Annotated in this window: 17 protein-coding genes; 6 read left to right on the top strand and 11 right to left on the bottom strand. The window is 73.1% G+C overall.

Features of this window, described 5'->3' with window-relative positions; genetic code table 11:
• Window positions 1-215: 215 nt before the first annotated feature.
• Window positions 216-1,178 carry a D-2-hydroxyacid dehydrogenase family protein gene (locus tag ACSMTC_RS33165; RefSeq protein WP_436563433.1) on the top strand — a complete coding sequence of 321 codons (963 nt, stop codon included), beginning with the start codon at window positions 216-218 and terminating at the stop codon, window positions 1,176-1,178.
• Between the two features lie 63 nt (window positions 1,179-1,241).
• On the opposite strand, the gene ACSMTC_RS33160 is transcribed toward ACSMTC_RS33165, so the two are convergent.
• A complete protein-coding gene (locus tag ACSMTC_RS33160) occupies window positions 1,242-2,006 on the bottom strand; it encodes a serine hydrolase (RefSeq protein WP_436563432.1) in 765 nt (254 codons plus the stop codon).
• A gap of 102 nt (window positions 2,007-2,108) precedes the next feature.
• Entirely contained in the window at window positions 2,109-2,621 is a 513-nt protein-coding gene (locus ACSMTC_RS33155; protein ID WP_436563431.1) for a mycothiol transferase, read from the bottom strand.
• 298 nt (window positions 2,622-2,919) lie between these two features.
• Between ACSMTC_RS33155 and ACSMTC_RS33150 the strand changes: the two genes are divergently transcribed.
• Window positions 2,920-3,627, top strand: a complete 708-nt coding sequence (locus ACSMTC_RS33150) for an RraA family protein (RefSeq protein WP_436563430.1) — start codon at window positions 2,920-2,922, stop codon at window positions 3,625-3,627.
• A 71-nt stretch (window positions 3,628-3,698) separates the two neighbouring features.
• On the opposite strand, the gene ACSMTC_RS33145 is transcribed toward ACSMTC_RS33150, so the two are convergent.
• Together ACSMTC_RS33145 and ACSMTC_RS33140 are read right to left on the bottom strand one after the other, a co-directional pair.
• Entirely contained in the window at window positions 3,699-4,202 is a 504-nt protein-coding gene (locus ACSMTC_RS33145) for a MarR family winged helix-turn-helix transcriptional regulator (protein WP_436563429.1), read from the bottom strand.
• 107 nt (window positions 4,203-4,309) lie between these two features.
• A complete protein-coding gene (locus ACSMTC_RS33140; protein WP_436563428.1) occupies window positions 4,310-6,022 on the bottom strand; it encodes an FUSC family protein in 1,713 nt (570 codons plus the stop codon).
• A gap of 184 nt (window positions 6,023-6,206) precedes the next feature.
• On the opposite strand from ACSMTC_RS33140, the gene ACSMTC_RS33135 reads away from it, so the two are divergent.
• Window positions 6,207-6,938 (top strand): VC0807 family protein, encoded by a 732-nt coding sequence (locus ACSMTC_RS33135; protein WP_436563427.1) that lies wholly within the window; start codon window positions 6,207-6,209, stop codon window positions 6,936-6,938.
• Between the two features lie 27 nt (window positions 6,939-6,965).
• Here the strand turns inward: ACSMTC_RS33135 and ACSMTC_RS33130 are convergent, their stop codons facing one another.
• A complete protein-coding gene (locus tag ACSMTC_RS33130) occupies window positions 6,966-7,802 on the bottom strand; it encodes a poly-gamma-glutamate hydrolase family protein (RefSeq protein ID WP_436563426.1) in 837 nt (278 codons plus the stop codon).
• 177 nt (window positions 7,803-7,979) lie between these two features.
• Between ACSMTC_RS33130 and ACSMTC_RS33125 the strand changes: the two genes are divergently transcribed.
• The gene (locus tag ACSMTC_RS33125) at window positions 7,980-8,717 is read left to right on the top strand and encodes a hypothetical protein (RefSeq protein ID WP_436563425.1); all 738 of its coding nucleotides are present in this window, start codon (window positions 7,980-7,982) and stop codon (window positions 8,715-8,717) included.
• Between the two features lie 104 nt (window positions 8,718-8,821).
• On the opposite strand, the gene ACSMTC_RS33120 is transcribed toward ACSMTC_RS33125, so the two are convergent.
• The 5 genes from ACSMTC_RS33120 to dacB all read right to left on the bottom strand — a co-directional run bounded on the left by ACSMTC_RS33120 (window position 8,822) and on the right by dacB (window position 15,493).
• Entirely contained in the window at window positions 8,822-10,165 is a 1,344-nt protein-coding gene (locus ACSMTC_RS33120; protein ID WP_436564887.1) for a M20/M25/M40 family metallo-hydrolase, read from the bottom strand.
• Window positions 10,166-10,232: 67 nt separating this feature from the next.
• Window positions 10,233-11,255, bottom strand: coding sequence for an ABC transporter permease (locus tag ACSMTC_RS33115; protein WP_436563424.1), 1,023 nt, complete (start codon window positions 11,253-11,255; stop codon window positions 10,233-10,235).
• Window positions 11,248-12,174, bottom strand: coding sequence for an ABC transporter permease (locus ACSMTC_RS33110; RefSeq protein ID WP_436563423.1), 927 nt, complete (start codon window positions 12,172-12,174; stop codon window positions 11,248-11,250). Before ACSMTC_RS33110 ends, ACSMTC_RS33115 begins: the two co-directional genes overlap by 8 nt.
• A 33-nt stretch (window positions 12,175-12,207) precedes the next feature.
• Window positions 12,208-13,839: a peptide ABC transporter substrate-binding protein gene (locus ACSMTC_RS33105; RefSeq protein WP_436563422.1), complete on the bottom strand. Its 1,632-nt coding sequence runs from the start codon at window positions 13,837-13,839 to the stop codon at window positions 12,208-12,210.
• A 115-nt stretch (window positions 13,840-13,954) separates the two neighbouring features.
• On the bottom strand, window positions 13,955-15,493 hold the full coding sequence (dacB, locus tag ACSMTC_RS33100; protein WP_436563421.1) for a D-alanyl-D-alanine carboxypeptidase/D-alanyl-D-alanine endopeptidase: 1,539 nt from the start codon (window positions 15,491-15,493) through the stop codon (window positions 13,955-13,957).
• A 365-nt stretch (window positions 15,494-15,858) separates the two neighbouring features.
• On the opposite strand from dacB, the gene ACSMTC_RS33095 reads away from it, so the two are divergent.
• Window positions 15,859-16,878 (top strand): LppU/SCO3897 family protein, encoded by a 1,020-nt coding sequence (locus ACSMTC_RS33095; protein WP_436563420.1) that lies wholly within the window; start codon window positions 15,859-15,861, stop codon window positions 16,876-16,878.
• A gap of 197 nt (window positions 16,879-17,075) precedes the next feature.
• On the opposite strand, the gene ACSMTC_RS33090 is transcribed toward ACSMTC_RS33095, so the two are convergent.
• Window positions 17,076-17,783 (bottom strand): MBL fold metallo-hydrolase, encoded by a 708-nt coding sequence (locus tag ACSMTC_RS33090; RefSeq protein WP_436563419.1) that lies wholly within the window; start codon window positions 17,781-17,783, stop codon window positions 17,076-17,078.
• Window positions 17,784-18,106: 323 nt separating this feature from the next.
• On the opposite strand from ACSMTC_RS33090, the gene ACSMTC_RS33085 reads away from it, so the two are divergent.
• Complete coding sequence (locus tag ACSMTC_RS33085; protein WP_436563418.1) at window positions 18,107-19,312, top strand: cytochrome P450; 1,206 nt, start codon at window positions 18,107-18,109, stop codon at window positions 19,310-19,312.
• The last annotated feature ends 214 nt before the right edge of the window (window positions 19,313-19,526 follow it).

Genomic DNA, 19,526 nt, shown 5'->3' with positions numbered 1-19,526 from the left:
ACCGATCGCCCGGGCAGACGGCCTGAACCTCCACCGTAGGCCGCCGCCGCGAACCGCGCCGCCCGCCGCTTCCCACCACGCCGCGAGCGCATCTTCGCCCTCTCAGCCGGCACCGGACCGGATCCCCTCCGCCGTCCGGGGGTGGAAGCTACGATGACCGGCGGCCGTCCGGAGGACCGACCACCGGCACGGGGCCGGGGCCAGAGGGGTGCGGGATGACGATCCGTTGTGCGGTTCTCGACGACTACCAGGGCGTGGCGCTGTCCATGGCCGACTGGTCCCAGGTCGCCGAGGCGGTCGAAGTGACCAGCCACCGGCGGCACTTCGAGGATCAGGACGAACTGGTGGCAGCCATCGGCGACTGCGAGATCGTGGTCGTCATGCGGGAGCGGACACCCTTCCCCGCCTCGCTCCTCGCCCGGCTCCCCCGGCTGAGGCTGCTGATCACCAGCGGTATGCGCAACGCCTCGATCGACCTGGCCGCGGCGGCGGCGCACGGTGTGACGGTCTGCGGCACGGCGAGTTCCTCCACACCACCGGTCGAGCTGACCTGGGCGCTGATCCTGGGCCTGGCCCGCAGCCTCACCGCCGAGAGCACCGCGCTGCGCACCGGCGGCCCGTGGCAGAGCACGGTCGGCACCGACCTGTACGGCCGCACGCTCGGCCTGCTCGGCCTCGGCAAGATCGGCAGCAAGGTGGCCGCCGTCGGCCGGGCGTTCGGGATGGACGTGGTCGCCTGGAGTCAGCACCTGACCGAGGACCGCTGCGGGCAGGTCGGCGTCCGACTGGCCTCCTCCAAGGAGGAGCTGCTGGAGACCAGCGACTTCGTCTCGGTCCACCTGGTGCTCGGCGACCGGACCAGGGGCCTGGTCTCGGGCCCCGAACTCGCCCTGATGCGCCCCTCGGCCTACCTGGTCAACACCTCGCGGGCGGCCATCGTCGACCGCACCGCACTGGTCGCGACCCTGTCCGAGCACCGCATCGCCGGCGCCGGCCTGGACGTCTTCGACATCGAGCCGCTCCCGGCCGACGACCCGCTGCGCACCCTCCCCAACGTGCTGGCCACTCCCCACCTGGGCTACGTCACCCACGCCAACTACCGCACCTACTTCACCGAGGCGGTCGCCGACATCGGCGCCTACCTCGCCGGCGCCCCGATCCGCACCCTGACCGTCTGAACCCGCCCGCGGACGACTTCGTGCGGGCTCCGGACCACACGGCGCAGCGGCCGTCCCGCGGGGTCACCGCACCAGCTGGTGCCGCCGCTCCCAGACCCGGGCCGAGATCCGCGCCAGCATCCCGGCGGCCGGGTCGAGTTCGTCGTGCCCCGAGGCCAGCGGGCCGGTGTAGCAGACCGCGAGCGTGTACGGCGCGCAGTCCTCGGGGTGGACGACGCCGGCGCTGTGCCGCGCGCCCCGGATCCAGCCGTTCTTGAAGGCGATCCGGGTGCCCGGGGGAAGTCCGGCCGCCAGGTCCACCCGCCAGGCGTTGCGCTCCAGCAGCGCGAGCGGTTCGGGCTCCAGCGACTCCAGCATCCGCACCAGGTCGAGCGCGGTGACCCGGTTGTGCACGCCGGCCGCGCGGGCGGCGTAGTCCTCGATACCGCGGGGGCTCGCACTGCGGGTGGCGTCCGCCCGCCGCCACGCCTCGGCCACGGCTTCCCGGCCCACCTGCGCCAGACAGATGTTGGTGGCCAGGTTCGAGGAGTGCGTGATCATCCGCTCGGCGAGCCAGCGCAGCGGGGCGGTGGGCGGTTCAGAACCGCCCTGTGCCAGCAGCCGCCACGGCTCGGGATCGCTGTCGTACTCCGGGTCGTTGGCGTAGCTGCCGCCCACCACCGAGGTGAACTCGTTGACCACCGGTACGGCGGCGTCCAGGTCGAGACCGCTGCGGTGGACGGCCGCCAGCACGGCCATCTTCATGGTGCTCGCCGCGTCGTGCGGCACCTCGGCGTTCCGCAGCACGACCGGCGCCCCGCGCCACGGTCCCGCGACAACAGACAGCATGCCCCACTCCGATCCGCCCTCGCCCGCGGGCTCGTTCGCCTGCCTTCGGGCAAGCAGGATCCCATCCCGGCGCCCGCGCTGTCCCCCGGACCGGCGCGGGCACTACCGTCGGCGCACCAGGCCGCGCAGATAGCCCGCCTGACCGGCGTGCTGCAGACCGTCGGAGATCACGCTCACCAGCCGGACGGCCAGGGTGACCGGCGGGGTCCAGGCCTCGTCCACCACCCGGCGCAGGTCCGCGTCTCGCAGTCCGCCGACGAAGGCGACGGTGCGCTGGTGCACGGCGTCGTGGTAATCGGTCAGCAGCTTGCGGGAGTTGACCCGAACCGCGGCCACCTCGTCGGAGCTTTGGCCGTAGCCGGTCGCTGAGACCGGGAACGGCAGCGCGAACCGGTCGTACCAGCCGTCGGCGGTCCACAGCTGCTCGGTGCCGGCGGCGTCCGCGAGATGGTCGTCCTGGACGCGCGTCAGATGCCAGACCAGCCAGGCGATGCTGTTGGCCTTCTCGTCCGGGCGCTCGGTCAGCTGGGCGGCGGTGAGCCCTTTGACCGCCTCGTGGACGGCCTCCCGGACTCGGTCGAAGGCATCGGCCAACAGGTCCGTCGCACTGGTCATCCTGGCCTCCGTACTCGGTGCTGGGGGCACCGCCGGCCGACGGTGCGACGCTCCGATTGTGCCGCCCCGGCGGTCCCGTGGGCCGGAATGACGGGGCGGCGAACCGGGCGGCGCGCCTGCTCCGGCCGCACGCTCAGGGCGATGGCCGGCGGTTCGCGCCGGGAGCCGTGACCGGGCCGCGAGCAGCCGTGACCGGTCTCGTCCCGCCCGTTCCGGCACGGCGGTTCCGCACGGCCCGGGCGCCCAGCACAATGAAGCCTGCACGGGAGGATCACACGGCGAGAGAGGACGACTCGGTATGGACCACCAGGAGCTCCGGCGGCGGTTCGCGACGCTGACCACCGCTCATGTGGCGGACGCCTGCATCCGCACCCGGATCCCGGTGCGCTGCGCGCCGTCGGGCCTGCACGCCGTGGTGCCCGGCGGACGGGTGGCCGGGCGGGCGTGTCCGACCCGGCACGTCGGCAGCGTCGACGTCTTCCTGGAGGCCTTCGAGGGGGCCGCGCCCGGCGACGTCCTGGTCGTCGACAACGGCGGGCGGCTGGACGAGGCGTGCGTGGGAGACCTGGTGGTCCTGGAGGCCAGGAGCGCCGGGCTGGACGGGATCGTGATCTGGGGGCTGCACCGCGACACCGCCGACATCCGGGCGCTCAGGCTGCCGGTGTTCAGCCTGGGTGCGCTCCCGACCGGCCCGCAGCGCCTCGACGACCGGCCCAAGGACGTACTGGAGTCCGCCACCGTCGGCGAGTGGACGGTGAGCCGTGAGGACCTGGTGCTCGGCGACGACGACGGTGTGCTCTTCGTACCGGCCGCCCACGCCGAGGAGCTCATCGCTCTCGCGGAGTCGATCCGCGACACCGAGCGGCAGCAGGCCGAACGGATCCACTCGGGTGCCTCGCTGCGCAGCCAGCTCGGGTTCGACGCCTACCTCGTCGCCCGCGGGGAGAACCCCTCGCTGACCTTCCGGGACCACCTGCGGTCCGTGGGCGGGGCGATCGAGGAGTAGCCCCGGCGCACGGTCGGCGGGACGAGCGGGCGGCCCGGTCCGTCCCGGGCCGGGTTCCCGCGTACCGGCCGTCAGAGCGGGGTGCTGCCGCTGCTGCCTTCCAGGACGAGCAGCAGGCGGCCCAGCGCCCTGGCCAGGTCCTCGCGTTCGCCCGCGGTCAGGCCTGAGAGCAACGCCCGGTCGTAGGCCAGGAGTTCGGGGTAGATCCGGTCGACGAGACCGCGGCCGGCGGTGGTGAGCGAGAGGTGCGAGACGCGGCGGTCGCGCTCGTCGGTGCGGCGGGCGACCAGGCCGCGTCCCTCCAGCTGCCGCAGCCGTTTGGTGACCGCGGCGCCCGAGGCGAAGGTCTCCCGGGCCAGCTGGGTGGGCGTCAGCTCACGGCCCGTCCGGCGCAGCGCGCCGAGGATGTCGAACTCGGGACGGGTGAGCTCTTCGCGGGTGAGCGGACCGGTGCTGCCCTGCTGCAGCAGGGCGGCGCAGCGGTTGATCCGGCCGATGACCGCGACCGGTTCGGTGTCCAGGCCGGGAAAGGCCTGTTGCCACTGCCGCAGTACGCCCGCGACGGCGTCCTCCACGTACGGTGCTCCCCTCTGCCGCACCGGGCGGTCGCTGTCCGGGCCGGTGCTCGGTTCCGGGCCGGCCCGTGCGCGGGTGCGGCGGGTCCGGTGGCCGGACCTCGATCCTAGGGGCAGGCCGGAGCGGGCCGGCAGGCGCGCCGGTCGAGCATGGCGGCCAGTTGCCGGTGGCCCTCCTGCTCGGCGGCGGCGATCCGGGTCTGGGGCAGCGCCCGCTGCCACCATTCGCCGGAGGCGGTGTCGGCGGCCTCGCGGAGTTCCACCAGTGCGCGGGAGAGCCGGTGGCGGGCCTCGGCGGCGGCCGGCGGGTGGGCGGCGGTGCGGGCCGCCCCGGTGGCGGCGAGGAGCTCGGCGAGGGCGAGGTCGAGGCGGGTGGCGGTGCGGCGGTTGGTGACCAGGAGGCAGGCGGCGAGGCCCAGCAGGGCGCCGAGGCAGGTGTCCAGCCAGCGGTCGGCCACCAGGGTCCGGGCGGGCTGGTAGTGGGCGAACTCGGTCATCAGCAGGGCCATCGGCGTCACGAAGGTGCTCGCCAGCCAGTAGTTGCGGGCGATCGTCGCCTCCGCCCCGAACTGGCAGGCCAGGCCGAGCAGTATCAGGGCGAGCTGCCCCGAGCGGGAGACGGGCAGCAGCGCGGTGAACAGGAGCAGCCCTAGCAGGTTGCCCAGTACCCGCTGGATCGCGCGCTGCCAGGACATGGCGGCGCTGGCCTGGAAGACCGAGGCGGCGGTGACCACCGCCCATGCGGGCCGTCCGACCCCCAGGGCCGTCGAAGCCCATCCGGCGGCGGCGCAGCCGAGCGCGACCCTGAGTCCGATCGGCAGCAGCGGCGAGCCCGGGCGCAGTGCGTGCCACCGGGGTGGGCGGTGTGCGGCCGCCGCTGCCTCGTCGGCCGTGCCGCGCAGTTCGGCGGCCTCGGCGGCGGTGAGGTCGAGGGTGGGCAGTGGGCGGTTGCTCCGCAGGTCGCGGGCCCAGCGCTGGTACTGCGCGGCGGTGTCGGCGGCGGTTCCGGAGGCGGTGTCGGCGGCCGGGTGCGGCCCGGCGGAGGCCAGCGCGGATTCGCTGCGGACGAGCAGGCGTTCCAGGTCGGCCACGGCCTGACGGCGCGGCCCGGTGCCGGCGGCGGCGGCGGCCGAGCTGAGCGCGAGGGTGTGGCGGGCGGCGTTGACGGCGGCGGCGAGCGCCGTCCGGGCGGCGGGGCGCCGGGCGGGTTCGCTCAGCAGGAGGCGCACGGCGGCCTGGAGGGCGCGTGCGGTGAGGATCCGCTCGGGTCCGAGCGGCCGGACCGGGGCCGGGGCCATGCAGACCAGCCAGGCCACGGCGGCGCCGAGGGCGGTGAGCGCCAGGTGGCCGGGCAGCTCGGCGGGGCGCTGCGGTACGAAGGCGCAGCTGGCGCTGGTGAAGGTCACGATGATGTTGCCGGGCGGGCCGATCCGGGCCGCGTCGCAGGCGAGCTTGTGGAGTGCGGCGAGGACGGCGCTGACCGCGACCAGGACGGCGGCGGACCGGGTGAGCGAGGCGGCGGTGAGTGCGACGGCCGTGCTGAGGAACGTGCCCGCGGCCACCTGGGCGAGGGTGCGGGCCCGGGCGGCGTACGGGAGCCCGTGGCCGTAGAGGGCGCAGAGGCCGCCGGCCGAGGTGTAGAGCGCGAGGTCGAGCCGGCCGAGCGCGAGCAGGGTGAAGTTCAGGGCCGCCAGGGTGACGACGGCGCTGACCGCGGGCTTGTGCCAGATGTCCGCCGGTGCGCCCAGCCCGAGCACTTGGCGCAGCGGTGGCAGGGGGAAGCGGCGGACCGGTCGGGCGGTCGGAGACTGTGCGGCCATACCAAGAAGATTAGCAACTGATTTACTCGTAAAACATATGGTCGGCGCACGGCGCAACCCCTCGCGAGATCCCCCGGCGGACGGTCTCCCACCACGGGTGGAGAGCACGCCGGGCGGCTTCTCCACACGGCTCTCCCCCCGTGGGCCGATCCCTCCCCGCGGCCCCGTTCCTAGCCTCAGGGTCATGGCTACTCAGCAGACCGTGGGCAGCGCCGGAACGTCTCCCGCACCGGAGGGCGCACCGAAGCCGGAGGCGACGAACGACGGGCGGGCGCCGCAGAGCGCCGGAGCGGGGAACACCGGCTCCGGATCGACGGCACCCGACCGCGCGGGCGGGCGATCGCCCGCGGCCAGGGCCAGGATCATCGGCCTGGCCTGTGACACCGCACTCTCACCCGCCACCTTCTACGCCACCCAGGCGGCCGGGTGCACCATCACCACCTCACTGTTCGCCGCCACCGCGGTCGCCGGCACCTGGCTGCTGGGGACCTCCGTGCGCAGACGGCGCATCGACGCGCTGGCCGGGCTGATGCTCGGCACGTACGCGCTGATGCTCGCCATCGCGCTGCTGGCCCACGACGAGCGGATGCTGCTCGCCCGCGACCCCGCCACCAGCGGACTGGCCGGGCTGGTGTTCCTGGCCAGCTGCGCCACCCGCACACCCGCGCTCGGGTACTTCGCCCGGCGCCTGCACCCAGGGCGCGCACCGGCCACCGCGAGGGAGCGGCGCGGGGTGCGGCTGCTGAGCGCGGTGTGGGGCGCCGCGCTGCTCGCCGAGGCGCTGGCACGGCTGGCACTGCTCTGGACACTGCCGGTCACGATGGTGGCCGGGCTCTCCACCGCCGTCGAACTGGCGGTACTCGCAGTGCTGTTGACGTGGACGGCGTGGTACCGACGGCGGCTGCGGGCCGCCTGAGCACGGCGGCCCGGCCACTTCCCGCCGTCAGAGCACCCGTTGACCGGTCTCCACCCGCTCGATCGCGGTGCGCGCCGCGTGCACGAAGGACCAGAACAGCGGCAGGGTGCCGGCGGCACGGTCCGCCGTGGTGTTCTTCCCGGCCGCGAACATCGCGGCGCGCAGCTCGGTGCTGATCTCCAACTGGGCACCCATCCCGAGCAGGGTGCGGTTGCAGATGTTCGCCGGAGAGAGACCGGCGATCTCCTCGTCCCCCGAGGCCGTCACCGCCCGGATGCCGACCGCGGCGAACTCCTCCATCAGGTACTGCCGCAGGGTGGTGTTGAGCCCTCCCACCAGCACCGCCCGGGCTTCGGGTGCCAGACCGGCCCGCGAGGGCCTGCAGCCGTGCAGCGACAGCACGTTGAGACTGCCGCCGCAGAGCGACCGGGCGGCCGTGTCGTCGCAGTGCGTCGCGGTGACGTGCAGCGCGGCGTTCCCGGCCGAGCGCAGGCCCTCGAACATCCAGTAGTCGTGCACCGGCCCCGCAGCGGGGGTGGGTGCCAGATCCGCCGGATGGTATCCGGCTATCGCCAGGCAGAGTTCGGAGGTGCCGGGCTCGATACCGCCGCCGTGCGGGGCGATCACGGTGGTCCGCGCCAGGGCCGAACGGCCGGTCGAGCCGACGCCGTCGAGCGGGTGCCGACGGTACCGCCGGCCGTAGTCCACTCCCTCAACCAGGTCTATGTCCGCGTACAGGGCGGTGTTTGAGGCGTAGACGTCACCCGCGGCCCTGGCCGGAGAACTTCCCACGGCACCGGAGGTGGTGCTCAGCACCGGTGCCGCCGCCAGCGCTGTGATCAGTGTGCGGCGATTGAGGATCATGTACAACGAGCATGGCAGGGACCGACCCTTCTGACAATCAGGTTCACCGGCGAGCCCCCGCGAACTCGGCCGGGCAGTCGGGCGGTGCGAGCCGGCCGCCCCGCGTTGACGGCCGCACCAGTCGCAGAGCCGTACCAGGCCGGTACAGGGCGTAAACCGGTCCTCTATGATCCACGGATGCCCATGACCGAGATCGTCACCACCGGCGAGCACCCCGATCTCCACGAGCAGGCCAAGGCCGCCCTCAGAGGCGGCTGGCCGACGTTCGTCCTGCACGACCCGATCTCGAACAACTACCGTCACCAGGCCGGGAGTTACTTTCCGACGTTCGACGTGCTGCTCCTGGAGGACGGAGCGGTGGTGGCCGATGGGAGGGCGGTGGCCCTGCGCTGGGACGGCGATGTCGCCACGCTCCCGGACGGCTATGACGGCGCCCTGGTCCGTGCGGTGACGGAGCATGAGAACTCGGTCAGGCCTGACACCCTCTGCATCATGGCCGTCACCGTGCGGTCCGATCGCACACGCGGCGGACTGGCCGGGAAGGTGATCACCGCACTACGCGATCGTGCTGTCGACGCCGGGCTGCGACGTGTGATCGCACCGGTGCGGCCGGCCCTCAAGGCGAAGTACCCCCTGGCGTCGATGGAGGATTTCGCCCGCTGGACGCGTGGCGACGGTCTTCACCTCGATCCATGGATCCGTACCCACCAGCGCCTCGGGGCGACGATCCTCGCCCCCGCTCCGCGTTCCATGGTCGTCCCCGGAACCGTTGCCGAGTGGGAGAAGTGGACGGGTATGGCCTTCCCGCAGACCGGGACCTACGTCGTTCCGGACGCGCTGGACCTCCTCGAGATCGACTGCGGGAGTGACCAGGGGGTCTACGCCGAGACCAACCTGTGGATGCGGCATCTTTAGACCCGAGTCCGCCGGGGCCGGCTGGACGCACTCCGGGCCTCACGGCTCGTTGAACATCGCAACTCGTGTCAACCGAGGTGCCCGGGCGGAAAGCCGACGGTACGTCAGTACGACCCCAGGAAGCGGTCCAGGACGCGGAGCCCGAAGCCGAGGCCGTCCACCGGCACGCGCTCGTCCACGCCGTGGAACATCCGCTGGTAGTGCAGGGTGGAGTCGAGGCGCAGCGGCGCGAAGCCGTAGCAGTCGATGCCCAGCGGGGCGAAGGTCTTGGCGTCGGTCCCGCCGGACATCAGGTACGGGACGGGGTGTCCGGCCGGGTCCTCGGCCCGCAGGGCGGCGGCCATCGCGGCGAAGACCGGGCCGGTGTGGTCACCGGCGGCGGCGTCCTCCAGGTTGATGAACTCCGTTGTCACCCTGGGGCCGAGGAGCTCGGCCACGGTGGCCAGGTACTCCTCCCGGGTGCCGGGGAGGAAGCGGCCGTCCACCTGTGCCCGGGCGATGCCCGGCATGACGTTGATCTTGTTGCCGGCCTGCAGCACGGTGGGGTTGGCGCAGTTGCGGACGGTGGGGGCGAAGAGTTCGCCCGCCCGGCCGAGGCGGACGGCCTCCGCCTCCAGCCGGTCGCGGTCGATGGTGGTGCCCAGGATGCGTTCGAGCTCGCCGAGCAGGGCCTCGACCGCCGGGATCAGCCGGGTGGGCCAGGAGTGCGCGGCCAGCCGGGACAGGGCGTGGACCAGGGTGGCGACGGCGTTGTCGGCGGCGGCCCGGGAGCCGTGCCCGGCCGGGCCGGTGGCGGTGAGCTGCATCCAGGCGGTGCCGCGCTCGCCCAACGCGATGGGGTAGAGCCGCAGTTCGGCTCCGTCGCCGGACTGCGGCCGGACCGGGACGGAGTAGCCCCCGGACTCCCCGATGGCCTCGGCGCAGTCCGCGAAGTACTCCCGGTGCCGCGAGACGACGAAGCGCGAGCCGAGCTCACCGGTGGTCTCCTCGTCGGCGAGGAAGGCGAGCACGAGGTCCCGGCGCGGACGGCGGCCGGTCCTGGCCCAGGAGCGTACGAGGGCGATCGTCGTGGCGACGGCGCCCTTCATGTCCACCGCTCCACGGCCCCACAGGCAGCCGTCGTGCAGCTCACCGGAGAGCGGGTGCCTCATCCAGTCGGCGGCGTCGAACGGCACGGTGTCCAGGTGGCCGTGGACGAGCAGCGGTGCGCGGCCGGGGTCGGTGCCCGCGAGGCGGGCCAGCACACTGGTCCGGCGCGGTGCCGACTCGGTGAGCAGCGGCTCGATCCCGGCCTCGGCGAGCTGGGCGGCGACGTACTCGGCGGCCACGCGCTCGCCCGGTCCGCTGTCGTCGCCGGGGTTGGTGGTGTCGATCCGCAGCAGGTCCCGGCAGATCCGGACCACGTCGGTGGCGGCGAGCGGGTCCTCGGGGGCCGGGGTGTCCCCCAGGACCGAGGGAGGCGGGGTGAGGGTCATCGAGGCCTTCTTTCGGGTGCGGCGGCGGGCGGGCACGGCGTCAGCGCAGCTTCGGGTCGTAGGCGTCGCGGACCGCGTCGCCCAGCAGGATGAAGCTCAGCACGGTGGCGGACAGGAACAGCGCCGGGAAGAGCAGCAGGTGCGGGAAGTCGAGGAAGTAGCTCTGCGCGGCGTTGAGTTGCAGCCCCCAGGAGAGCGCGGGGTACTGCAGTCCGACGCCGAGGAAGTCCAGGGTCGCCTCCCCGGAGATGACGTTCCCGATGTTCAGCATGGCCACCACCACGACCGGTGTCAGGGCGTTGGGCAGGATGTGGCGGAGCATCAGGCGCAGCGGGCCGGCCCCGGTGGAGCGGGCGGCGTGCACGTAGTCGGAGTCCTTCAGACCGATCACCTGGGCGCGCATCACCCGGGTCATGGTGGTCCAGCCGAGGCCGACCAGGACGAGTGTCATGGCGCCCAGCCCGTGCGAGGGGAAGGCGACCAGGACGACGGTGGCGCCGAGGATGAACGGCAGCCCGAAGAACACGTCGGTGACCCGGGACAGCAGGGAGTCGATCCAGCCGCCGTAGAAGCCCGCGAGCAGCCCGAGCAGCACGGACAGCAGCAGCGCCCCGCAGGTCACCGCCAGGCCGATGAGCAGTGACGGACGGCTGCCCCTGACCACCTGGGCGAGGTAGTCGCAGCCCTGCAGGTCGAATCCGAAGGGGTGGTCGAGGCTGGGGCCGACCCGGGAGTCGGCGAGCTCGCAGCGTCCGCTGTCGTGGGTCAGCAGGGCGATGAAAGGGTCGGGTACGGCGGCCATCAGGACGATCAGGAGCACCACGCCCGCGCAGAGGGCCACCAGTGGGCGGGCGCGCAGGTCGCGCCAGGCGTCGGCGCTCAGGGAGCCGGAGGCTTTCCGGCCTCCCGGTGCGGGCGGGGTGGCGGGGGGCAGCAGGAGGTCGTCGGTGCGGGCGGTGCCGGGGGTGTCGTCGGCCATGGACGCTCCAGCGGGACGGTGGGCTGCGAAGGCGGCGGGTCGGCGGCGTGCGGGGCCGGCGGCGTCCGTGTCGGGCCTACTCATGGCGGATCCTCGGGTCGAGTACGCCGTACAGGACGTCCACCGCCAGGTTGGCCAGGCAGAAGACCAGGACCAGGGCCGTGGTGACGCCCACCACCGTCGGTCCCTCGCGCAGCTGGATGGACTGGAACACCAGCTGGCCGATCCCGGGGAGGTTGAAGATGTACTCGGTGACCACGGCTCCGGCCATCAGCGAGCCCAGTTCGACGCCGAGGAAGGTCACCACCGGGATCAGCGAGTTGCGCAGGGTGTGCAGGACCACCACCCGGCGGCGGCTCAGCCCCTTGGCCTCGGCGGTGCGGACGTAGTCGGCGCGCAGGTTCTCCAGCAGCGAGGAGCGGGTCAGCCGGGCGACGTAGCCGGCCCCGAACGAGGCCAGCACCAGGCCGGGCAGCACGTAGGCGGCGGGCCAGCCGTCCTGGTCGCCGGAGACCGGGAACCAGCCGAGCCGGACGCCGAGGACCAGCTGGGCCAGGTAGCCGACGATGTAGACGGGGACGGCGATCGCCAGGGTGGTGCCGGCCAGGACGAGCCGGTCGGCCCAGCCGCCCCGGCGCAGCCCGGCCCAGACGCCGAGTGCGATTCCCAGGACGGTCTCCAGCAGCCAGGCGGTGAGCCCGAGTCGGAGCGTCACCTGCCAGCGTCCGGCGAGGACGTCGGCGACCGGTTCGCCGGTGAAGGTCCGGCCGAGGTCTCCGGTGAGCAGTCCGCCGAGGTACTTGGCGTACTGCACGACCAGCGGGTCGTCCAGGTGGTAGCGGTGGTGCAGTTCGGCGAGGACGGCGGGCGGCACTTGGCGGTCGCCGGCCAGGCCCTGGATCGGGTCGCCGGGCAGGACGAAGACCAGCGCGTGGATCAGGAAGGTGGTGGCCAGCAGTACGGGTACGGCGTACAGCAGGCGGCGGGCGATGAACCGTCCCATCGGACCTCCGTTTCTCTAGTGCCGGTGTCGTGGTCAGTGGCGTACGGTCACCCGGTCCAGGTGCAGTCCGCCGGCGTAGGGGTCGATCACGAGGTCGCCGATCCGGCTGCTCCAGGCGGACTGGTCCTGCCAGTTCCACAGCGGGATCAGCGGCCGTTCGGCGAGGGCGACGTCCTCGGCCTGCTGGTAGTAGGCGGTGCTCTGCTGCCGGGTCGGGGCGGCGTCGCCCCGGGCGAGCAGGTCGTCGAAGCGCGGGTTGTGCCAGCCCATGCGGTTGTCGTGGTTGTAGAGGCCGGCCAGGTAGTTCTGCATGCTCGGGTAGTCCATGACCCAGTTCTGCCGGTAGGGGCCGGTGGTCTTGTGGCTGTTGAGGACCGTGCCGAGGTCGGCGGCGGCCATCTTGTGGAAGGTGACGTCCCGGATGCCGAGGTTCTGGCGGAGTTCGTTGGCGATGGCGGTCATCCACTGTTCGTACGTGGGGTCGGAGTTGGCGAAGTAGAGCTCCATCGGGCCGGTGAATCCCCCGGCGTGGTCGAAGAGTTCCTTGGCCCTCGTGGGCTGGTAGGTGCAGGTCTCGCCGCAGGCACCCGGGCGGTGGCCCGGGATCATGGCGGCGACGATCGAGTCGGCCGGGATGTGCACCTCGTTGTAGATGGCCCGGGTGATGCCCTTGCGGTCGATGGCCATCGAAATGGCCCGGCGCAGTTCGGGGTTGGCGTAGCGGGGGTCCCACAGCGGCAGGCCGAGGTAGTCCATGGTGCCGCTGGGCCGGACCGAGTAGCGCCTCCCGAAGGTGCGTTTGGCCTCGTAGGCGCGGGCGGCCGGGACGGTGCTCAGGAAGTCGAGGTGGCCTGCCCTCAGTTCGGTGAAGGCGGTGTCCTTGCTGGTGAAGATCTTGAAGTGCACGGCGTCGGCCATCGCCGGGCGGCTGCCGGTGTAGGAGGCGGCGCGTACCAGGTCGATGCGCTGGTTGTGCTGCCAGTTGCCGTCCATCGCGAACGGGCCGTTGCCGATCGGGTGCCGGTCGAAGCCGTCCGGGTCGGTGAACGCGGCCCTGGGCAGCGGTGCGAAGGCGGGGAAGGCCAGCAGCATCGGGAACTGGCTGAACGGGGCGCTGAGGGTGACCTGGAGGGTGGCCGGGTCCAGGACCCGCAGCCCGGAGAGCCGGTCGGTGGCGGGCCGCTGTCCGCGGGCGGGGTTGAGGGCGGCGTAGCCGTCGATCTGGGCGAAGTAGGAGTTGGCTTCCCAGCCGTTGGGCCCGTAGGCGGCGGCGTTCCAGGAGTCGGCGAAGCTCTGCGCGGTGACCGGCTCGCCGTCGTGGAAGGTCGCGCCCGGGCGGAACTTGAGGGTCCACACCCGCTGGTCGGCCGACTCCACCGAGCTCGCGGCCAGCGGGCGGACGTGGCCGTCGTCCGGGTCGAGGGTGACCGGGGTGTCGAACAGGCCCTGGAGGACCTGGATCGCGTAGCTGCTGGTGGTGCGGCCGGGGGTGAGGTGGTCGGGTTCGGTGAGGCCGACCGAGAACGCCCCGCCGGGCACCTGCGGGACGGGGCTGTCGTCGGTGTCGGTGGAGCGGGCGCAGCCGGGCGCAGCGGGCAGGAGGAGCGTGAGGAGGGCCAGCAGGGCCGCGGTGCGGACGGTCCGGTGGTGCGGCGTCGTCTTCATGGGGCTCCGTTCCCGGTGAGAGCGGCCACGTGGTGGACGGGTTCGCGGACGACCCGGCGGTTCGGTACAGACTTCCCGTCCGCCGACCGCGCGACTCCCCCGCGCGGCGACCTCGTCAGTCCCAGTCGTGGGGGCTTCGGGTGCGCCGGCCGGTGTCGGGCGCGGGGGCGGCGTGTTGGCCGAGGAGGCTGAGGACGAAGGCGTCGATGACCGGGCGGGGGCTGGCCCCGGCGAAGTTGTTGAGCAGGACGGTGAAGGCGAGGGTGTGTCCGTCCGGCCGGTCGAGGTAGCCGGCCAGGGCGTCCACGCCGGTCATCGAGCCGGTCTTGGCGTGCAGCCGGCCCTCGGCCGGTGTGCCGCGCAGCCTGGTCGCGAGGGTGCCGCCGACCATCCGGCGCGGGTCGCCGGCCACCGGCAGGGCGTCGTACCAGGTCCTGAACCAGGGCCGGGTGCGGGCGAACTCCAGGAGCCTGGAGAGCCGTTGGGCGGTCATCAGGTTGTGCCGGGAGAGTCCTGAGCCGTCGGCCTGGCGGGCGGGGGTGACGTCGAGACCGCTCCGGTGGGTGAAGTCGGCGATCCGGTCCAGTCCGGCGGCCCAGCTGCCCGCTCCCGCGCGGACGCGGCCGATCTCCTTGACCAGGTGTTCGGCGATGCCGTTGTTGCTGAGTTTGAGGAAGGGCACCAGCAGCGCGGAGAGCGGCGCCGAGTCGTGGTGTGCCAGTGCCGTGGCGTCCGCCGGTGCGCGGCCCGCCCGTACCGGGCCCTGGACCTGTACGCCGTGGCGGGCGAGGTCGGCGGTGAAGACGGTGGCGGCCACCTGGGCCGGGTCCTCCACGGCGACCCACTCCTGGCTGGTGCCGCCGTCCGCCGGGACGCTGCCGGTCAGCAGGAGCTCGTTGCTCCCCGGCCGTCTGTCCACCTCCGCGGTGCGGCCGCTGCCCGCCGCGCCGGTGTCGATCCGGCCGCTCAGCCGCACCGGGGCCTCGGGGGGTGTCAGCTTCACCGCCGCGGGCCGGCCCGGCCGACCGGGTGTCAGGGTGAGCCGGACGGTGCCCGGGTCGTAGTCGGTGTCGGTGGTCAGGGTGAGTGCGGAGATCTGCGGGCTGTAGTAGGCCGCCTGGTCGTCCCAGGCCCAGTTGGGGCCGAGCGGCACGCCGTCGTAGCGGGAGGCGTCGGCCAGCAGACCGCCGGAGACGGTGGTGATGCCGGATCCGGCCACCCGGCGGGCGAGCTCGTCCAGGTCGGCGGGCAGCAGGCTGGGGTCTCCCCCGCCACGCAGCACCAGGTCCCCCTCCAGCCTGCCGCCGGTGCGGCGGCCGGCCGCGAGCACATCGGTGCCGAAGCGGTGGTCCGGGCCCAGCAGGTCGAGCGCGGCGGCCGCCGTGACGGTCTTGAGGGCGGAGGCGGGCAGCAGCAGCGCGCCGGGTGAGCGCCGGTAGAGCACCTCGCCGGTGGCGGTGTCGGTGACCAGGGCGGAGGCCTGTGCCCCGGTCAGCCGCGGGTCCTCGAACAGCCGGTCAAGCTCGGCGGTGAGCCCGGCCCGCGCCGCCGTCCGCACTCTGCCCTCGGCCAGCGGCCCCGAGCCGGTGAGCGGCAGGGCGACGAGTACGGCGGCGAGCGGCACGCACAGCCGCCGGACCGGATGGGTACGCACAGGACCTCCACAGGGCGGTTGGGCGACCACCACCTTGGCGCCGAACGGCCGCTGCCGCGGCCGGTGACACGCCCGCCACCGGAATTCCCCCGCATGGAGTACGCCCGGGCGTCCCGGGCCGGGAGGGCGGCCGTTCTGACTGACCCGCCGTCGAGTCGCTAAGGTACGTCAGCACCTCTAGTCCCAAGTCACCGCATCGGGGGAACACCGTGGCCACGCCGCCACCGCCGGATCCGCCCGGGGCGTCATCACTCGGGCAGCCCGATCCGTCCCCCTCCGTCACCGGGCCGCAGCCGGCCCTCCGCTGAGCACATCCGCCCGACCGCACGACCTTCGCACCATCACCATCCAACAGGAACGAAAACTTGACCTCGCCCTACCCTCCGTCCGGCCCCTACGACTCCGCGCCCCCGCCGCCGGCCCCCGGCTTCGGCCCGCCGCAGCCACCCGCCGGCGGCTACGGCTACCCCGCCGCTCCGCCGCCGCCACCCGCCGGTGGCTACGGCTACCCGGCCGCCCCGCCGCCCGCGGCCTACCCGCAGCAGCCCGGGCCGTACGGAGCTCCGCCACAGCAGCCCGGCCCCTACGGGGCTCCGCCGCAGCAGCCGGCGCCGTACGGCGCACCCGGCTACGCCGCGCCGCCGCCCGGCGGTCCCGTCTGCCGCTTCTGCGGCGGGTTCCCGGCGGTGGACGTCACCGTCCGGGGCCACCAGGGCATCATCGTGATCATGCGGTTCCTCCGCCAGCCCGGCCCGTACTGCCACACCTGCGGCATCGCCATGGTCCGCGACATGTCGGCCCGTTCGCTGGTCCAGGGGTGGTGGAGCTACTGCTCGGGCATCATCAACATCATCACGCTGCTGCGTAACCTCAGCGCCTACAACAAGATCAAGGCACTGCCGCCGGCCGCGCCCGGGCCGCTCGGGCCGCAGCTCAACCCGGGTGTCCCGCTGACCAGGCGCCCGGCGATCTTCATGCTGCTGGTGCCGGTGCTGTCGTTCGTGCTGGCCTTCGCCATCCTGATGATCGGCGCCTTCGCCGACTACGCCACCAAGGACAGCACCACCAGCGGCTACAGCGGCGGTGGTTACGGCAGCGGCGGCTACAGCGCCCCGCCGATGCCCACTCCGCTCAAGCTCCAGGCGCGGACCGGCGACTGCGTGCACAACGCCGGCACCGACAGCAGCCCGGCCATCCAGGTGGTCTCCTGCTCCGACCCGAGCGCCGAGTACAAGGTGGAGGCGCGGGTCAGCGGCACCACCGACGACCACACGGCCTGTGCGTCGTACCCGGACTCCGGGACCTCCTTCGTCCACCAGGAGACCGACAACGACTACGTCCTCTGCCTGAAGTCCCTCAAGCCCGCCACCTCCAGCAGCTCCTGACGGCCCGTGGCCCCGGCTGCCGCTCCACGGTCCTTCGACCGGAGGGCAGCCGGGGCCGCGGCATGTCCCGCACCGGCGCGCGCCCGGTCAAAACGCGCCCCGGGTGCGGGCCCGCCGACGGCGCCGGCCGCCCGGGCCCCCACTTCCCATCCCCGCGGACGCGTTCGATGGATTCCCGTCAGGCGGTCCGCCGGTGTTCACCGGCCCCCGTTCAGCCGCTCCAGGAAGGCGTGGAAGGTCGCTGCGCCCGCTCCGGTGAGCGGGTCACCGTGCGCGAAGCCGACGCCCGCCACATCGCGCGGGATGCGCCCGAGGCTGTCCGCACGCAGCGACGGATCGGCGGCCAGGGCGGCCGGCCCCAGCTCCAGCCGCCCGCGGCGGAAGACCGCGTCACCGAGCAGGACCGTGCGGGTGGACTCGTGGAGCAGGCAGATGTGACCGGGGCTGTGCCCGGGGGTGTGGATGACGCGCAGGCCGTCCGAGCCTTCGATGAGTTCGCCGTCCTCGAGGATCCCGTCCGGGCCGACCGGGTCCCAGTGGAGCCTGGGCAGCCGGTCGATCAGCCGCCCGAACGCTCCGGAACGGCCCGTCGCGGGGACCCGGCCGGCCTCCAGCCAGGCCCGGTCGGCCTGGTGGACGAGGAGCTTCGCTCCCGTCAGGCGGCGCAGCTCGGCGGCGCCCTGGACGTGGTCGGGGTGCGCGTGGGTGATGACGATACGCCGGATGTCGGTGGGCTTGCGGCCCTGCCCGGCCAGGGCGTCGAGCAGCACCTTGGGGGCACCCGCCCAGCCGACGTCGACGAGGGTCAGCCCGTCGTCGCCGTCCACGAGGAAGGCGTTGTCGCGCTTGGTGGTGGCGACGCGGAGCACGCCTGGGGCGAGCCGCTCGCCCGTCTGGCCGGACATGGGTCCTCCTCGTATATGCGAACGATGTTCGCAGAGGAACATAGCGCCGCGGAGGCGCTATCCGCAAACACCGTTCGCAATTCCTCGGGAGGGAAGGCCGGGAAGCCGGACGCCGCCCACTCCTCTTCTCCGGCCCCTCGGCCCCGGAGCAGATGCACTGAGGCCCCGGAGCAGATGCACTGATCAGCACGGATGAATTACCGGCGCCCTTGGACATCCTCCGGTGTGCGCGGCCGACCGATCGGGTACCGGTGCCCCGTCCATCCCGTCCCTCTCATCCGTCCCCCCGATCCAGCCCGCACGGCCCAGACCCGGAGGTCCGCATGTCCACCGGCTCCAGCGCACGCAACTGCCCATTCGACTTCGCCGAGGCGCTCGACTTCGACCCGACGCTCAGGCAGCTGATGAACGACGCGCCGGTCTCCCGCATCCGCCTGCCCTACGGCGAGGGCGAGGCCTGGCTCGTCACCGGCTACGACGATGTACGCACGGTGACCACCGACCGGCGCTTCAGCCGCCACGCCGTCGTCGGCCGGGACTTCCCTCGAATGACCCCCGAGCCGATCGTCCAGGCCGAGGCGATCAACGTCATGGACCCGCCGGCCAGCAGCCGCCTGCGCAGCCTGGTGTCCAAGGGCTTCGCGCCCGACCAGATCGAGCGCATGCGGGCCCGCACCCAGCTCGTGGTGAACGACCTGCTGGACCGGATGAGGGACCACGGCTCACCGGCCGACCTCATGGAGCACCTGGCCCACCCACTGCCCCTGATCACCATCTGCGAGGTCCTGGAGATCCCCGAGGCCGACAGCGCGTGGCTGCGCGCCAACGCCCGGACGATGATGGACGTCAGCCTGGACAACAAGCCGGACGCCGTGCGCGCCAAGGCCGACCTGAGGGCGTACTTCACCGACCTGACGGCCGAGCGGCGCCGGAACCCCGGCGAGGATCTGATCAGCGCGCTGGCCACGGCCCGCGACGGCGACGAGGTCCTCGACGACAAGGAACTGACCGTCATGGCCATGGTCCTGCTGATCACCGGCCAGGACACCACGACGTACGAGCTCGGCAACCTCTCCTACACCCTCCTCACCCGGCCCGACGTGCTCGCCGTGCTGCGCGAGCGACCGGGGATGCTCCCCCAGGTGCTCCAGGAGATGCTCCGCTTCATCCCCTTCCGCAAGGGCGTCGGCATCCCCCGGGTGGCCCTGGAGGACGTGGAGCTGAGCGGGGTGACCATCAGCGCGGGCGACATCGTGCACGTCTCCTACCTGACCGCCAACCGGGACGGCCGCAAGTTCGACCGGCCCGACGAGCTGGACCTGGACCGGACCACTCCGTCCCATATGACCTTCGGCTGGGGCGCGCACCACTGCCTCGGCGCACCGCTCGCCATCACCGAGCTCGAAGTCGCCTTCGCGACGCTGCTGGAGCGCTTCCCCCGGATCGCCCTGACGAAGCCCGCCGAGGAACTGCAGTGGAACACCACCTCGATCTGGCGCTATCCGCTCGCGCTGCCGGTCTCCTGGTGACTCCTGCGCGGTGACAACTGCCGCCGCGGCCGCCCGGAGTTGACCACGCTTCCGCGTCAGGCGCCCCGGAACGACCCGTGCATCCTCGGGGTGCGCGGGTCGTTCCGTCGCACCGCCGACCGACCTGCCGCGGGCCCCGGCCCGACCGGCCGTTCGACATGCGGAACGACCCCGCCTCCCCTAGATTGGGTTGACCTGGCCCGACTCGTGGCCG

Source organism: Kitasatospora sp. HPM-01-4, from assembly GCF_051374625.1.
Classification (GTDB): domain Bacteria; phylum Actinomycetota; class Actinomycetes; order Streptomycetales; family Streptomycetaceae; genus Kitasatospora.
Note: the sequence above shows the minus strand (reverse complement) of the source record. Positions and strands in the feature narration are given on the sequence as shown.

What these genes read in the sequence shown, in the direction of transcription:
- ACSMTC_RS33165 (WP_436563433.1), top strand. Translation starts at nt 216, where the DNA reads ATGACGATCCGTTGTGCGGTTCTCGACGACTACCAGGGCGTGGCGCTG.
- ACSMTC_RS33160 (WP_436563432.1), bottom strand. Translation starts at nt 2,006, where the DNA reads ATGCTGTCTGTTGTCGCGGGACCGTGGCGCGGGGCGCCGGTCGTGCTG.
- ACSMTC_RS33155 (WP_436563431.1), bottom strand. Translation starts at nt 2,621, where the DNA reads ATGACCAGTGCGACGGACCTGTTGGCCGATGCCTTCGACCGAGTCCGG.
- ACSMTC_RS33150 (WP_436563430.1), top strand. Translation starts at nt 2,920, where the DNA reads ATGGACCACCAGGAGCTCCGGCGGCGGTTCGCGACGCTGACCACCGCT.
- ACSMTC_RS33140 (WP_436563428.1), bottom strand. Translation starts at nt 6,022, where the DNA reads ATGGCCGCACAGTCTCCGACCGCCCGACCGGTCCGCCGCTTCCCCCTG.
- ACSMTC_RS33135 (WP_436563427.1), top strand. Translation starts at nt 6,207, where the DNA reads ATGGCTACTCAGCAGACCGTGGGCAGCGCCGGAACGTCTCCCGCACCG.
- ACSMTC_RS33130 (WP_436563426.1), bottom strand. Translation starts at nt 7,802, where the DNA reads ATGATCCTCAATCGCCGCACACTGATCACAGCGCTGGCGGCGGCACCG.
- ACSMTC_RS33125 (WP_436563425.1), top strand. Translation starts at nt 7,980, where the DNA reads ATGCCCATGACCGAGATCGTCACCACCGGCGAGCACCCCGATCTCCAC.
- ACSMTC_RS33115 (WP_436563424.1), bottom strand. Translation starts at nt 11,255, where the DNA reads ATGAGTAGGCCCGACACGGACGCCGCCGGCCCCGCACGCCGCCGACCC.
- ACSMTC_RS33110 (WP_436563423.1), bottom strand. Translation starts at nt 12,174, where the DNA reads ATGGGACGGTTCATCGCCCGCCGCCTGCTGTACGCCGTACCCGTACTG.
- ACSMTC_RS33105 (WP_436563422.1), bottom strand. Translation starts at nt 13,839, where the DNA reads ATGAAGACGACGCCGCACCACCGGACCGTCCGCACCGCGGCCCTGCTG.
- ACSMTC_RS33090 (WP_436563419.1), bottom strand. Translation starts at nt 17,783, where the DNA reads ATGTCCGGCCAGACGGGCGAGCGGCTCGCCCCAGGCGTGCTCCGCGTC.
- ACSMTC_RS33085 (WP_436563418.1), top strand. Translation starts at nt 18,107, where the DNA reads ATGTCCACCGGCTCCAGCGCACGCAACTGCCCATTCGACTTCGCCGAG.